Source organism: Brevibacterium sp. HMSC22B09 (assembly GCF_001806795.1).
GTDB classification, from domain to species: domain Bacteria; phylum Actinomycetota; class Actinomycetes; order Actinomycetales; family Brevibacteriaceae; genus Brevibacterium; species Brevibacterium ravenspurgense.
Genome location: NZ_KV786007.1, coordinates 191,964 through 205,702, shown reverse-complemented (window position 1 = coordinate 205,702; position 13,739 = coordinate 191,964). Strand labels below are relative to the sequence as shown.

The window sequence follows — 13,739 nt, the reverse complement described above, 5'->3', positions numbered from 1 at the left end:
CCGGTGCAGAATTCTGCACCGGCACCTCGTTTTTGTGTGGGCTGTTCGGCTGCGGCGGCTGCCGCGCTCACTTCCAGGTGATGGCGATTTCGATTTCGGACTTGCCGCCTTCTTTGACCTCGATTTCGTATTCGTAGGTCACGGTGTCGGGGACGTCGACGGTGACGTCGTGTTCGCCGTCGGTCACGCGGACCTTGTTCTGGCGGGCCAGGGCGTCGGCGAGTTCGCGCAGGCGCTCTGCGGCCTGTTCGCGGGTCATGGGTTCTTCGGTTTCGTGTTCAAAGAGTTTGCTCATGCGGCCATTCAAACAGGGGAGTGTGAACGCGCAGTGAGCGGCGGCTGGGGCGGACTTGGGGCGCCCGGGGCAAACGATGACGCGCTTATGCGATGACGGCGAAGACGATGGAAGCCGCGGTGAGGCCTGCGAACACGAGCCACGAGGTGGCGTTCCAGGATCTGCGCACATGCCCGGGTGCGCTGGTGTCCCCGCTGTGCTCGGCGATTGTGCGGTGGATCAGATCGACTGTGCCCAGCTGTGCATGATCGGGAATGGCCTTCGGGTCGATGCCGGAAGCCAGCAGGTCGGCATCGGCGGCCTTTTTGCGCAGCTTCTGCTTGTGCGTGCGCACAGCCGACAGGGGGGCAGCCCACACGCGCGTGACTTCGCCGGCAGTGTCGGTCAGCTCGGCAAAATAGCGGCCCCCCGCCTCGGCAATAGAGCCCCACGGCAGGAAAACGGTGCGCAGCGGATTGCGGACCTCCAGCCCGGCCCGGTGCGCGATGAGAGCGGGGAACACGAACAGGTTCAGCGACAGCCAGCACAGAGCGGCACCTCCGAAGAAGACCGCCGCGGCGGTCGTGAACCAGCCGCGTGTCACACAGTCGATGACGGCAAGCAGCACCAGTACGCCGAGAACGGCCGTCCACGCGGCGGCGCCCCGCGAGCGGGTCAGTCGGATGCCGCGGTCGGCGGGGGAATCAGAGGGCGTGGCAGGCATGCCCTAAGCCTATGTGGTGGGGTGTTCCTGCCGTGTCGTGCCGTGGCCGCAGAGCGGTGTGTCTTACGAGAGGAGACCCGTGCGCGGCCTGTCCCGGCCGCCCGATACGATGATCTGAATCACACACGGAGATGGGAGTCACCATGGCAATTGATCAGACAACGGTCGATACGTGGCTGGAAGAGGTGCTTGCCGGGGATGTCGATGTCGCCGCCATGCTCTGCGACAGCCACCCGCAGGATGCTGTTGCATTCACCTTCGTCGACCACGACCTCAACGTTGAAAAGCTCACCTACGGTCAGCTGGAGGAGCGCAGCCGCAAGCTCGCCGGCCACTTCAAGTCCATGGGCATCGGCGAGGGCGACCGCGTGGGTGTTCTGCTGACCAAGCGCGAAGAGCTCGTGGTGACTCTTGTTGCCCTCGTCCGCTTGGGCGCGGTCTACATTCCGCTGTTCACCGCTTTTGCCACCCCGGCGGTGGAAATGCGCATGAAGGCCTCCGACGCAAAGCTCGTTGTCACGGAGGACTCGCAGCTGTTCAAGGTCGAACCGCTGGGCCTGCCGGTGTTCATGGCAGGAAGCGAATACCAGCGCGCGCTGGAAACCGCAGAGCCGGTCAACGAGAACTACCTCGCCGCGCCGGACCACCCGTTCCTGCAGCTTTACACCTCGGGCACCACGGGTGCGCCCAAGGGTGTGCCGGTTCCCGTGCGCGCACTCGCGGCCTTCAAGACCTACATGAAGATCAGCCTCGATGTGCGCGATGACGACGTCTTCTGGAACGCCGCCGACCCCGGCTGGGCGTACGGCCTGTACTACGGCGTTGTCGGCCCGCTGGCCATCGGCGTGCCGAACATCCTATACACCGGCAAGGCCGGCCCGGAGGACACTCTGCGCGTGCTGACGGAACTGGGTGTCACGAACTTTGCCGGCGCTCCGACGCTCTACCGCACCCTCGCGAAGGCGGACACTGATCAGAAGGCGAACCTGCGCAGAGCATCCTCGGCCGGTGAGCCGCTGACGGCGGACATCCTCGCGTGGTCGCCGGACGCTCTGGGCTGTGAGGTTCGCGACCAGTACGGCCAGACGGAACTGGGCATGGTCATCTGCAGCCACTGGGCCGACAGCTACCGTCAGCCGGTCAAAAAGGGCTCGATGGGCCGCCCCATGCCGGGCATCGTGGCTGACGTCATCGAGGGTGTCATTGCGATCGACACCCAGAACAGCCCGAACTTCTGGTTCATGGGCTACCACAATGAACCCGAGCGCACCGCGGTCCGCTACTCCGATGACGGCCGTTGGTACCTCACGGGCGACCTCGGCCGGATTGACGAAGACGGCGACGTCTTCTTCGCCAGCCGTGATGACGACCTCATCCTTATGGCCGGCTACCGCATCAGCCCGTTCGACGTTGAATCCGTGCTGGTGGAACACGACGCCGTGGCTGACGTCGCAGTCGTCGGCAGGCCCGACCCCGAAGGTGTGCGAGGTGAAATCGCCGAGGCGTTCATCGTCCTGCGCTCCGGTTGGACCGGCGGTGACGAACTTGCGAAGGAACTGCAGCAGGCAGTCCGCGAAGGCTATTCCGCCCACGCCTACCCGCGCCGCTTCCACTTTGTGGACGAACTGCCCAAGACCCCGTCAGGCAAGACCCAGCGCTACAAGCTCAAAGAATACGAGGGCTGAGCCAGCAGCATGACAGTGCCCGGGTGGGAGGAAAACTCTCACCCGGGCACTTCTGTTCAGATGACCTGCTCCCGAGGTGCCGCCGGCTTCCCGAGGCCGGCACCTCGGGTGTGGCCCACCGGCGCAGGACCGGCACCTCGTGAGTCAGCCCTGAACGCTGCTTTCCAGCCCCTGCCAGGCGGTATTGCGCAGCTGGAACTTCTGGATTTTGCCGGTGGAGGTTTTGGGCAGTTCGTCGACGACCTCGACGACCTTCGGGACTTTGTAGCGGGCGATGTGTGTGCGCACGTGCTCGATGATCTCCTGCGGCTGCGCTTCCTGGCCTGGGCGCAGCACGACGAACGCTGCCGGACGCTCGCCCCAGTCTTTGTCGGGAATGCCGATCACCGCGACTTCGCTGACCGCCGGGTGGGAGCCGACGGCGTGTTCGACTTCGATGGTCGAAATGTTCTCCCCGCCGGATATGACGACGTCCTTGGCACGGTCGCGGATTTCGACGTAGCCGTCCTCGTGCCACACCGCGAGGTCCCCGGAGTGGAACCAACCGCCGGCAAACGCCTTGTCGGTTGCTTCTTGGTCGCGGAAGTACCCGGCCATGACGGTGTTGCCGCGCATGACGATCTCACCGACAGTGACACCGTCGCGCGGTATATCGACCAGGCGGCCGTCAGCATCGGGGGAGGCCTCGACTACGCGAATGGGGTCGGAGAGCACCTGGGCAACACCCTGTCGGGCTTGGAAGCGGGCGCGGTGCGGCGTGGGCAGCTGGGCCCATTCGGTCTGCGGTTCGCACACCGTGTACGGCCCGTAGGTTTCGGTCAGCCCGTACACGTGCAGGACGGTGAAGCCGAGTTCTTCGACTTCCGACAGCGTGGTGGGGCTCAGCGGGGCCGCCGCCGAGGTGATTGTCAGCGGGTGGGTCAGCTGGTGTGCCTCGGGTGCGTGGGTGATGGTGCGGATGACGGTCGGCGCTGCGCACAGGTGAGTCAGGCGGTGGTGTTCGATCAACCGCCACACTTCGTCGCTGCGCACAGCCCGCAGGCCCACCTGAAGGCTGCCTGCGGCCACGAGCGCCCACGGGTTCGTCCAGCCGTTGCAGTGGAACATCGGCAGCGTCCACAGGTAGCGGCTGCTGTGGTTCAGTCCCAGGTGGGTGATCTGGTTGAGAGCGTTGAGGTAGCTGCCGCGGTGCGTGTAGAGAACGCCCTTCGGTTTGCCGGTGGTGCCGGATGTGTAGTTGAGGCAGATGTGCCGGTTCTCATCATCGACGCTCCAGTCGAGGGCGGCTGGCTCTGTCGTGGCTTCGCTTGCGGCCAGCAGGTCTTCGAAAGGCGTTCCCACCTGGGCGGCCGAGGTGCCTGCTGGGCTGCCTGCTGGACCGTTTGCCGGCCTTTCGGCATGCGGGTCGGTGACGACGCCGATCGTGGTGACGGTTTCGAGTTCGTCGGCGATGTCCGCGATGGTCGGCAGGAACTCAGCATCGATGATGAGTGCCTTCGCACCGGAGTGGTCGAGGATGTAGCGGACTTCCTCCTGCGCCAGGCGGGTGTTGATCGCCACGAGCACGCCGTCGATGAGCGGCACGGCGTAGTGGGCGGCCAGCATTTCCGGCACGTTCGGAAGCATGTAGGCCACCCGGTCGCCCGGTTCGATGCCCAAATCCAGGAACATGTGTGCGCGCTTCTCCGCGGCTTCTTTCAGCTCAGCGAATGTCCAGACGGTGTCCTTGTAGTCAATGGCAGGGCTGTCCGGGAACACCTCCGCTGAACGTTCGAGAAACGACAGCGGGGTCAGCTGCGTGATCCAGGGTTGCACGTGGTCTCCTTCATCTGCGGTGTGCTGTGTGTTGGGACCAACACAACCACGCGCGACCGTCACACGGGCGTGAAAATGTCACGGGCCGACCGCTGCGAGTGCAGCGGCCGGCCCGTGAGAATTCAGGTCCGTGCCCGAGGTGGGGTCAGGCTCAGTCGTCGTCTTCGGTTCCCGCGCTGGTGCGGGCGCCCAGTTCGCTGTCCAGGCGGAGCAGACCTGAACCGTCGCCGTCGATCAGCTCGAGCTGGCCGACGATTTCGCCGACGGTGTCTTCTTCTTCGAGCTGTTCATCGACGAACCAGTTGAGGATGGGGCGGGCGTCGATGTCCCCGGCGGATTCAGCCGCGCGGTAGAGCTCGCGGATAGCTTCCGAAACCTTCTTTTCGTGGTCGAGCGCGGCCTGGAAAATGGTCAGAGCCGACGGATCAGCTGCGATGTTCGGTGCCGACAGAGCGCCGATGACGGGCGAACCGTCGCGGGCCAGCAGGTGGTTGATGAACTTGTTGGCGTGCTCGATTTCTTCGTCAGCCTGAGCGCGCAGCCAGGTGGCGAAGCCCGAAAGGTCCTGCTTGTCAGCTTCGATGGCCAGCTGGCGGTAGACCATGTTGGCTTCGAATTCGAGGGTGATCTGATCGTTGAACTTCGCTTCGAGTTCTGGTGTGAGTGTCATGTTTCAATTCTAGGACTCCCACCTGTGTATTTGAAGAGCACAGTGGTGGAAAACACCAGGAGAAAACAAGCGGGGCTCGGAAGCGTGCGCTTCCGAGCCCCAGCTGAGCTGAATCAGGAGGTCAGCCCTGGGTGAAGATCTTATTGACAGCGTTCGTGAAGCCGCTCTGGAGGACACCGCTGACGCTGCCTGCTGCGCCAATCACGACAATGAGAAGCGTGGCGACGACGAGTGCGATTGCCAGGTATTCGATGGACACTGCGCCCTTTTCGTTGACGCGATCCTGCAGAGCTTCTGCGCGGTTGCGGATTTCGTTGGACATCTTGAGCAGAGCAGTCATGGGAGGTTCCTTTCGGAATTGCTGTTGTGCTTACGAACCAAATATTTCTCAGTTCCGCTCTTTCCCCCAGGGCCCAGGGGCCGGTTGTTGTGCCCATCGCTCAATTGGCTATTGGGCCCACCGCAGACGGGTGCGCTCAGCGATCCAGACGGATGGTGTACATCTTGCGGAATGCCGGCTTGTCCCAAGCGACGAGCACATTCTTTGCGTACTGTGCCGTGGCCGTGCCCTTCGCGCTGATGCATTCCAGAGTCCATGATTCCCACGTGCCGTTCGGCAGGGGCGCGCAGAAAAGGCCGGGCGGAGTGACAACCTGCGCGGTGGCGGTTGAATCACCGGCAATAGCGGGAACATACTTTTTGCCCTGCGGGCTCTTGGTGTCTTTGGCTCGGAAGACGTCAACAGTGATGCGATTGCCGCCGCTGGGGACGTACTTGGTGAGAATGCCGCCGTCGTTCTTCTGCGCGTAGGCGGCTGCCGCAGGCTGGGCCGCGATCGCCGCACCCGCCCAGAACGGCTCCGGTGGGGAATAGAAGTGTTCGACGGGCAGCTTGTCCTCGTTTTTTTCGTCCTTCGGCTTTTCGCCCTCGGGGAGGTCTTCGTCCATGTCCTCCCGGGGGTCTTTTTTAGGGCTGGCCTTCTGCGCCCGCAGCCAGGTTTCGATCCACTGGTCGCGGGCCTGTTCGGCGGCTGCGGTGGCCGCGGAGTCGGCCCCCTTCTGGGTACTTGAGCGCACGTCGACGGCTTCGGCGAAGACAGTGAATGCGAACGCAGCGCCGATGACCGCGAGCGATGTGAGGATCACGGCGATCGACACCTGGCCGGATTCTCCGCTGTCCTGCCGCACGTGGGCACGCTTGCGCTGAGTATTCGCGGGAGCGTCAGCTGTTTCTGGTTGATCGGTCATCGGAGCTTCCTTTCTGCAGTGCCTGATTTCCGTTCGGCGCTGGTCAGTGGGGGACCGCCACAGTGCGCAGCCACACACTGACTGCTTCAGCACGGCTTGCCACGCTGAGCTTGGCGAAGATGTGGTTGACGTGATTCTTGACGGTCTTTTCGCTCAGGAACAGGGTTTCGGCAATCGCGCGGTTCGTCAGACCGTCGGCAATGAGATCCATGACTTCGCGTTCCCTCTGCGACAGGCTGAAGGGGGCTGAACCGCCAACAGCCGAGGCCGGAGAAGCTTCCACAGCCGGTACGGCGTCCACGGTGCGCTCTGCCAAGGTGCCGTCTTCGGCAGAATCCCGGGCCGGCACCTCGTCAGCTCCCGGCGGGAAAAAAGCTCCCGCAGCCGTTTCAGAAATGAGGAATGAACCGGCGGCAACCGACCGAAGGTTGTGCGCAAAGCTGTCGGGATCGAATTCGCTGTAGACCACGTATCCGCGTGCGCCGGCCTGCAGAGCGGCCTTGATGATCTCGGTTTCTTCGCTGTGCGACAGCATGATGACAGTGCTGATCTCAGACAGCGCGGCGGCTGCCGCAATGCCGTCCGTTCCGGGCATGCGCACGTCAAGCAGACAGATGTCCGGCTTGACCTCGCGGCCCTTCTCAATCGCTTCGGCCCCATCGGCTGCCACGGCAACGAGCTCAAAATCGTCAAGCGCCTTGATGATGTGTTCAAGGCCCACCCGCACAACCGAATTGTCGTCAGCGATGAGAATACGCAGATTCTGCGTCATGTTCCTGTCCTTTCAGCGGTGCAGCAATGCTGATGGTCGTTCCGGTCCCGGGCTTCGAATCGATGTCGATCCGGCCGCCGATCGATGCAGCGCGTTCGCGCATGCCGGTCAGGCCGAAATGCCCGACGCTGCGACCGGAGGTTCCCCTGCTCATACCAGCCCCCTTGTCGCTGACAACAGCCGTAATGCGCCCGGGCAGCAAGCGGACCGTAACGTCGACCTCGTCCGTTCCGCTGTGTTTGGCGGCGTTGATGACGGCCTCTTCCGTGATCTTGCGGACCACGTAGACCGCAGGTTCAGAAGCGCGAACGTTGAGCGATTCGATTTCTGTGTTAACTGTGATGCCGTAAAGCGTGCCGATTTCCTCCAGCGCACGCTGCAGCGACTCCCTGACGGAGGTTTCCGTCCCGTCGCGCAGGTCCGTGAGGATCTTGCGGGACTCTTTGACCGCCTCGTTGGCAGCCTGCGTGATGGTGTCGGCGGTCTCAGCGCACTCGGGGTGCTTCATCCGCAGTGCCGTGGCCTGCAGGCCGATGCCCACGAGTGTCTTCGTCAAAGAATCGTGGAGTTCGCGGGCAAGGCGCGAACGCTCTTCGCCGAGTGCGGCATCGTGCGCGCTCTGGACTGACTGTTCGAGGGCGGCGTCAATCCGCCACTGCAGAGTGCGCAGAGTTGCGCCCATGTGGACGCACACGATCAGCGTGACGATTGTTGCCCACACAGAAACCGATGTGATGGCCGGCTGGGTGTCGGTCGCGCGGGGATCGAAGATGAACACGGCCGCGTACACAACGACGATGAGTGCCGTGATGAGGTGCCGGTAGGACGCATCGAACAGCATCCCCACGAGGAACGCGCCGCACAGGAGGTATGCAATGTACACCGCGGATGAGCTCGAGACCGCTACGAGAACCGTCGACAGGCCGACATCGACCAGAACAGTTGCAGGGTGTTTGACGACGAACGGGATGACTGACGACCACGCCAGAATGAGCACGAGGGTGACCGTCGTCGTCAGCGCGGCGAAGACAACGGCAAAAACCGTCGGCGGTTCGTCGCGCCACGCAAGCACCATCGGCAGATTGGCCAGCAGACGCATGAACAGCACGAGTTTTCCCGCCTGGATCAGAACCTGCCCCGGCTCCCACTCGGTGCGCGACCACGACGGCTTCACTGCTTGACCCTTCCGAAGATTTCGCCGAAGTCGAAGTCGACGGCGTAGTACATGCCCACGCCGATCAGCAGCATGGTGGCCGGAACCATGATGAGTGACACGACCGCGGAGATCTTGGGGTTCGCTCGCGATGCTTTCTGGCGGGCACGCTGTGCCGTTACCCGGCGCATGTCGAGGGCAATCTGGTTGAGCGCCTCGGTCAGCGGAGAGCCGAGCTCTTCCGACTGCAGCAGTGCGACGACAAAAGAGTCCAGGGACTTCGACGAGTTGCGGGCACGCAGGCTCGCAAATGCTTCCGACCGTGATTCCCCGACGTCCATTTGGCGTAGAACAAGCTGCATTTCTTCCGCCAGCGGACCCTCCGAGCGGTCGATGACTCGTTCGAGAGCTCCGCGGAATGAAAGACCAGCTGAAACCGTGACGGCCAGAACATCGAGGAAGTCCGGAAGGTCGTCCTCGATCTTCTCCTGCCGCTCCGAAGCCTTTGACCACAGGGCGATGTCCGGAATGAAGAACAGGGCCAGCACGATTCCCACTGTGGCAAGCCAGTAGCCGAAGAACACGCCAAGCAATAGAGCGGGAGCGATGCCCAGAAGCGTGAGCTTCGTCTTCATCGTCATGAACTGCGAGAAGTTCGCGTAGTCGGCTTTGCCGGATTCGACGATCTTGCGCGACATCAGGTTCCGATACCCGGTGCCGAGGATGTTCTCGAATTCTCGCCCGAAGCGCTCAGCCAGACGGCTGAGAGGACCCGTTTGGGCTTTCTGCTTCTGCACGGGAACGCGCACAAGCGCGCGATCCTGTTCTGACAGGGCGTCGAGGGGGTCTGAGCGCATCATGCTCAGCCCGCGGTAGGCGGTAAGGCAGATGAGCAGGGCGCACAGCCCGAAAGCGAGTGCGATCACAGTTTGACCCTCGTCAGACGGTTGATGATGAAGAGACCCAGGAGGTAGGCGCCTCCCGTGATGACGAGGACCACCTGGCCGACGATTGAGCTGGTCATCTCGTAGAGAACCTGGTCATTGATGAGCATGAGCACGGCCATGAGAACTACGCCCATGCCGGCGACCATGTAGCCGGTGTAGCTGGCTTCGGCGACGAGGGTGCGGACCTCACGGGTGGTTTCCTTGCGGTTCTCCAGTGTGGTGGACAGGTCGCGAAGAGCTGTGATGAGCGAACCGCCGGAACGGTGGGAAATGACCAGTGTGGACACGAGAACTCCCAAGTCGCGGCCGGGAACCCGATCACGCAGGCGTTCGAACGCGATGTCCAGCGGAGTGCCCAGATCGAGTTCGCGTGACAGCATTCTGATTTCGCGGCCGGCGGGGTCGGGAAGCTCTTCACCGGCAATGTGCAGCGCCGTCTGAATGGACAGACCAGCTCCGGTCGTTGAGGCCAGAATGCGGGCGAACTCGGGCAGCTGGGCCACAATCTGCTCGTACTGGCGGCGGTGCAGCACGGTGAGAACGTAGAAGGCGACGAAGAAAACGCCGGCGCCCAGCAGCACCGCCCAGTGCAGCGCCATGATCCGGTTGAACATGACGGTTGTCAGCACAGCGGCCGCTGTCACCAGCAGGAGGAACTCGCTGACGCGCAGTCGGCGCACGTTCGCTTCTGTCATGAGCCGCTGCAGTTTCCGAATGGGCGACAGCTTCATAAGCAGTCGATCGAGGGGGTCGAAGATCGTCGCGCGCAGTCCCACACTGCGAATGAGCGAGCGCTCGCGCTGAACGATCGACTGTCGGTCCCACGTGCCCAGGAGGAAAGCAGAGAAACCCGCCGCGCCGAGAATGACGACGGCGGCGGCGATCAGCAGAATCGCTGCTGGATTCATGCCTCAACCCCGGGGATGCCCGCGGGCAGCTGTTCACCGGCAAGCCACATGCGGTGGGCAATGATCTCCGGCAGGGGGTGGAAGACGAAGCGTCCCGTAACCCTGCGCTCTTCCGTGATCGGGTCGGCGTTGAAGCTCATGATGGGGGAGAGCGTGAACTCTTCGCGACTCTTGGAGGTCACGGCGGCGATCTCGGAAATGCGGCGCGAACCGTCAACACCGCGGGACAGCTGGACGATGAGGTCGACCGCGGAATTGATCTGGTCGCGCAGCGCAGCGTAGGGAATTGACAGTTCGCTCATCGACGCGAGGGTTTCAAGACGTGATACCGCATCGGCTGCGTTGTTGGCGTGCACTGTCACCAAAGAGCCGTCGTGACCGGTGTTCATCGCCTGGAGCATGTCGAGGGTCTCACCACCGCGGACCTCACCGACGATGATGCGGTCAGGCCGCATGCGGAGGCTGTTGCGGACCAGGTCGCGAATCGTCACCTGCCCCTTGCCTTCGATATTGGCCGGACGGGATTCCAGGCGGACCACGTGGGGCTGCTGCAGCTGGAGTTCGGCGGAGTCTTCGATCGTGACGATGCGGTCGGCATCCGAGATCAGACCGGACAGCGCATTGAGCATCGTCGTCTTACCCGTGCCGGTGCCTCCGGAGACCACGATGTTGAATCGTGCCCGCACGCATGATGCGAGGAAGTCGCGCGAGGTGGGGTCGAGTGATCCTTTTTCGATGAGGTCGTCGAGGGTGAAGGGAGTGGGGAAGCGGCGGATGGTCATGGTGGGGCCGTCGAGCGCCAGGGGTGGGACGATGACGTTGACGCGCTCACCGGTGGGCAGGCGTGCATCCACCATGGGGGAGGACTCGTCAACGCGGCGGTTGACCGCCGCGACGATCCTGTCGATTGTCTGCATCAGCTGTGCGGAGTTCGAAAAGCCCATGTCGAGCTTCTGCAGGCGACCGCGGCGTTCAACGTAGACATCGTCGGGTCCGTTGACCATGATTTCGGTGACGGACGGGTCGGCCAGCAGAGGTTCGAGGACACCGAGGCCGAGAGCTTCGTCGACGACACGGCGGATGAGCGACTGTCGGGCGGACGCCGACATGACGGGACCGGACTGGGAAATCAGGTGGCTGAGCACACGCTCGAGCCGAACACGGCGCTGTGTCGCGTCGTATTTGCTCAGCTCGTCGAGGTCGACTTCGTCCAGCAGCATCTTCCGGTAGGTGCGGATGGTCTGCTGTTCGGGGCTGAGCTGTTCACCGCCTGCAAACTCGAAGTCGTCGGTGCGTTTGCCGCGGGTGCGGTTGAGGAGTGCCATCAGTAGGGTTCCGTCCGTACAAAGTGTGCAGTGCGCGTGACCGTGACGGGCGGGATGATCTGCGAAATCCAGTTCATGCCCAGGTACGGCATGTCGATCTGCACCGTGCAGTTGATCTCTTTGGCCCCGCCGCAGTGCGCGCGGGTTTCGCTGCGCAGCGATTCGCTGACTGCCGCGTAGGCTGCCGGGGTGCCGCTGCCCATGCTGATGGCCTCGGCACGAGCGCCGTTGCGCGCAGCGTGGTTTGCCTGAGACAGGGCGTGCATGGCGAGCATGATCTGCAGGGCGATCAGCCCTGCGACCAGGAACATGGTGGCGCTGCCGAGGAATTCAATGCTGACGACACCGCGCTCACCCGTGCGGGCAGCGTGCAGGCGGTCTTTGAGTTTGCGGACGCTCACCACGATGGCTCCTTCACAACGCCTGCGCTGGCGGGAATGATCAGGGCGAAGTCAGCGGTCTTCGGAATGAGAGACGGGGATTTCATCCTCACGGTGACCCGATCGCCGGCCTGGCTCACCGTCATGTCGTCAGCCCACGCGCCGGGTGTTGCGCTCACCGCGGCGGCGGTGGCATTGTCCCCGACCGCGGCTGCGCGGGCACCTTCGTCAGCTGCGTGGCTGGCGAGCACGAACGTGACGCCCACGAGCAGCATCTGGAATGCAATTGCCGCGCAGATGCCGAACAGGGTTGCGATGCCGAGCGCCTCAATGCTGACTGCTCCGCGTTCCGAACCGGCCTTGCCCGCCCTGCGGAAGCGGCTGCGCGATCGGGGGCGTTTGAGTGAAGCCTCCGCATTGTCTGCGCTCGCGACGGGTGCTGACGCGCCAGCCGGTTGGAGAGCACCTGTGGGCTGGCTGCCGACTGCCGGCGGCTGTTCGGGTCGAGGTGGAAGCTGCCCCTGGTCTGCCTGTGCGGCCGGGGCCGGACTGCTGTTCTGTCCGCCGGGAGGGAGCGCATCATGCGAGTCGCTGTCCTTTTTCTTCTTGCCGCCTCTGCCGAAGCGGGGACGCTGTGGCTTGTCGTGAATCGACGGGGGAGCGATGATGCTGAGCTCCTGGAGGATAGCGTCGAGGTCCTGCTTCCACACCGGTGAGGCAAGCTCGGCATCGCGGCGGTTGACCGCTGCTTCCAAGCCCTTTGTGTCTTCGTGAGCCACGGCTTCGAGCAGTGGATAGTTGAGGATGCGCTTAGCAGCGCTCGGGCTGAGGTCGCTGTTCTTCGTGACCCTGTTCAGAACAATCCGCACGGAGCCCTCCGTTTGGATGTTGAGCCTGTCCCACAGCTCCGTCTGCCGGTGCACACCCCGCAGGCTCAGAACGTCGAGGGTCGACACGCTGAGGATGGTGTGTGCCATTTCAAGTGCCGTCGCACCGGCTTCGCCGATGACAGAGCCGACGTCGACAACTACAAGGTCCGCGCGTGCGGCGAGCATGCTGAGCATTTGGCGGGCGGCAAACTCTGTGACGCGCTCGCCGTCTTCACCGTGTTCCGGGCCGAAGAGCACCCGCAGGCCACTGGGGTGGCGGAAGAGCACATCGTCCAGGTGCCGCGGTGTGAGCTCTTCGATGACACCCAAAAGGTCCGTGAGGTTGCGGTTCTGGGGAACGTCCAGCAGGACCGACGCATCGGGCTTCTGCAGGTCGAAGTCCACGAAGACAATCCGGTCGTTGGGACGGTGCGCCGCTGCGCGCAGCGCCAGGTGCAGAGCCAGCGTGGTCGTGCCGGTGCCGCCCTTAGCGCCCGCGGTGACGAGGATCTTGCCGCCACGGTCAACCGTGTCTTCCGCCGGTGCGGCAACTACATCGCGCAGAACGGCCGACCAGCCGACAGCGCTTTCGACCAGTGAGGCGATCTCCTCGTAGGACAGCGGAAAGCGCACGACCCCTCGGGCGCCGTTGGACAGCGCTGCCGTGTAGTCCTCCGGCTGAGGCTCGGTGACAACCGCGAGAACAGCGCTTGTCGGCTGTCGAACCCCGAGTTCGCGGATGAGGTCCCACTGGTTCATCGGCGTTGAGTTCTCATCGATCACCAGAAGATCGACGGGAGCTTCGCCCGGCTGGGCCAGTCGATGAAGCAGGGCGTGGGAGGTGGCGAATACCTGGCCGATTTCGACATCGGCCGCGCTGAGTGCCTCTCGGATCTGCCAGGCCCTCTGTTCATCGGCACTGACGATGAGCGCGGTGGTCATGGTGTGCTTCCTCCTGTGTTCTGCCGCG

Annotated in this window: 14 protein-coding genes; 1 reads left to right on the top strand and 13 read right to left on the bottom strand. The window is 63.4% G+C overall.

The window, feature by feature from the left end:
• Nucleotides 1-67: 67 nt before the first annotated feature.
• Nucleotides 68-295, bottom strand: coding sequence for an amphi-Trp domain-containing protein (locus tag HMPREF3087_RS04350; RefSeq protein WP_070428193.1), 228 nt, complete (start codon nucleotides 293-295; stop codon nucleotides 68-70).
• Between the two features lie 85 nt (nucleotides 296-380).
• On the bottom strand, nucleotides 381-998 hold the full coding sequence (locus HMPREF3087_RS04345; protein WP_070428192.1) for a PH domain-containing protein: 618 nt from the start codon (nucleotides 996-998) through the stop codon (nucleotides 381-383).
• Nucleotides 999-1,141: 143 nt separating this feature from the next.
• On the opposite strand from HMPREF3087_RS04345, the gene HMPREF3087_RS04340 reads away from it, so the two are divergent.
• A complete protein-coding gene (locus HMPREF3087_RS04340; protein ID WP_256173032.1) occupies nucleotides 1,142-2,683 on the top strand; it encodes an AMP-binding protein in 1,542 nt (513 codons plus the stop codon).
• Between the two features lie 144 nt (nucleotides 2,684-2,827).
• On the opposite strand, the gene HMPREF3087_RS04335 is transcribed toward HMPREF3087_RS04340, so the two are convergent.
• The 11 genes from HMPREF3087_RS04335 to HMPREF3087_RS04285 form a co-directional block, all read right to left on the bottom strand.
• Nucleotides 2,828-4,498, bottom strand: a complete 1,671-nt coding sequence (locus tag HMPREF3087_RS04335; RefSeq protein ID WP_070428190.1) for a long-chain-fatty-acid--CoA ligase — start codon at nucleotides 4,496-4,498, stop codon at nucleotides 2,828-2,830.
• A 151-nt stretch (nucleotides 4,499-4,649) separates the two neighbouring features.
• Nucleotides 4,650-5,168, bottom strand: coding sequence for a ferritin (locus HMPREF3087_RS04330; protein WP_070428189.1), 519 nt, complete (start codon nucleotides 5,166-5,168; stop codon nucleotides 4,650-4,652).
• Between the two features lie 121 nt (nucleotides 5,169-5,289).
• Entirely contained in the window at nucleotides 5,290-5,508 is a 219-nt protein-coding gene (locus HMPREF3087_RS04325; RefSeq protein WP_070428188.1) for a hypothetical protein, read from the bottom strand.
• Nucleotides 5,509-5,644: 136 nt separating this feature from the next.
• Nucleotides 5,645-6,415 (bottom strand): hypothetical protein, encoded by a 771-nt coding sequence (locus tag HMPREF3087_RS04320; RefSeq protein ID WP_070428187.1) that lies wholly within the window; start codon nucleotides 6,413-6,415, stop codon nucleotides 5,645-5,647.
• A gap of 43 nt (nucleotides 6,416-6,458) precedes the next feature.
• Nucleotides 6,459-7,187 carry a LuxR C-terminal-related transcriptional regulator gene (locus HMPREF3087_RS04315; protein ID WP_070428186.1) on the bottom strand — a complete coding sequence of 243 codons (729 nt, stop codon included), beginning with the start codon at nucleotides 7,185-7,187 and terminating at the stop codon, nucleotides 6,459-6,461.
• Complete coding sequence (locus HMPREF3087_RS04310; protein ID WP_070428185.1) at nucleotides 7,156-8,361, bottom strand: sensor histidine kinase; 1,206 nt, start codon at nucleotides 8,359-8,361, stop codon at nucleotides 7,156-7,158. The genes HMPREF3087_RS04315 and HMPREF3087_RS04310 overlap by 32 nt, the downstream gene beginning before the upstream one ends.
• Nucleotides 8,358-9,266, bottom strand: a complete 909-nt coding sequence (locus tag HMPREF3087_RS04305) for a type II secretion system F family protein (RefSeq protein ID WP_083272024.1) — start codon at nucleotides 9,264-9,266, stop codon at nucleotides 8,358-8,360. Before HMPREF3087_RS04305 ends, HMPREF3087_RS04310 begins: the two co-directional genes overlap by 4 nt.
• Nucleotides 9,263-10,195, bottom strand: coding sequence for a type II secretion system F family protein (locus tag HMPREF3087_RS04300; protein ID WP_070428184.1), 933 nt, complete (start codon nucleotides 10,193-10,195; stop codon nucleotides 9,263-9,265). The genes HMPREF3087_RS04305 and HMPREF3087_RS04300 overlap by 4 nt, the downstream gene beginning before the upstream one ends.
• Nucleotides 10,192-11,520, bottom strand: a complete 1,329-nt coding sequence (locus HMPREF3087_RS04295; RefSeq protein ID WP_070428183.1) for a TadA family conjugal transfer-associated ATPase — start codon at nucleotides 11,518-11,520, stop codon at nucleotides 10,192-10,194. The genes HMPREF3087_RS04300 and HMPREF3087_RS04295 overlap by 4 nt, the downstream gene beginning before the upstream one ends.
• Nucleotides 11,520-11,921 (bottom strand): TadE/TadG family type IV pilus assembly protein, encoded by a 402-nt coding sequence (locus tag HMPREF3087_RS04290; RefSeq protein WP_141738866.1) that lies wholly within the window; start codon nucleotides 11,919-11,921, stop codon nucleotides 11,520-11,522. Before HMPREF3087_RS04290 ends, HMPREF3087_RS04295 begins: the two co-directional genes overlap by 1 nt.
• The gene (locus tag HMPREF3087_RS04285; RefSeq protein ID WP_070428181.1) at nucleotides 11,918-13,711 is read right to left on the bottom strand and encodes a nucleotide-binding protein; all 1,794 of its coding nucleotides are present in this window, start codon (nucleotides 13,709-13,711) and stop codon (nucleotides 11,918-11,920) included. Before HMPREF3087_RS04285 ends, HMPREF3087_RS04290 begins: the two co-directional genes overlap by 4 nt.
• Between the last annotated feature and the right edge of the window lie 28 nt (nucleotides 13,712-13,739).

Coding starts and splice junctions, on each gene's coding strand:
- HMPREF3087_RS04300 (WP_070428184.1), bottom strand. CDS start 10,195: ATGAATCCAGCAGCGATTCTGCTGATCGCCGCCGCCGTCGTCATTCTC.
- HMPREF3087_RS04325 (WP_070428188.1), bottom strand. CDS start 5,508: ATGACTGCTCTGCTCAAGATGTCCAACGAAATCCGCAACCGCGCAGAA.
- HMPREF3087_RS04295 (WP_070428183.1), bottom strand. CDS start 11,520: ATGGCACTCCTCAACCGCACCCGCGGCAAACGCACCGACGACTTCGAG.
- HMPREF3087_RS04330 (WP_070428189.1), bottom strand. CDS start 5,168: ATGACACTCACACCAGAACTCGAAGCGAAGTTCAACGATCAGATCACC.
- HMPREF3087_RS04345 (WP_070428192.1), bottom strand. CDS start 998: ATGCCTGCCACGCCCTCTGATTCCCCCGCCGACCGCGGCATCCGACTG.
- HMPREF3087_RS04315 (WP_070428186.1), bottom strand. CDS start 7,187: ATGACGCAGAATCTGCGTATTCTCATCGCTGACGACAATTCGGTTGTG.
- HMPREF3087_RS04350 (WP_070428193.1), bottom strand. CDS start 295: ATGAGCAAACTCTTTGAACACGAAACCGAAGAACCCATGACCCGCGAA.
- HMPREF3087_RS04320 (WP_070428187.1), bottom strand. CDS start 6,415: ATGACCGATCAACCAGAAACAGCTGACGCTCCCGCGAATACTCAGCGC.
- HMPREF3087_RS04340 (WP_256173032.1), top strand. CDS start 1,142: ATGGCAATTGATCAGACAACGGTCGATACGTGGCTGGAAGAGGTGCTT.
- HMPREF3087_RS04285 (WP_070428181.1), bottom strand. CDS start 13,711: ATGACCACCGCGCTCATCGTCAGTGCCGATGAACAGAGGGCCTGGCAG.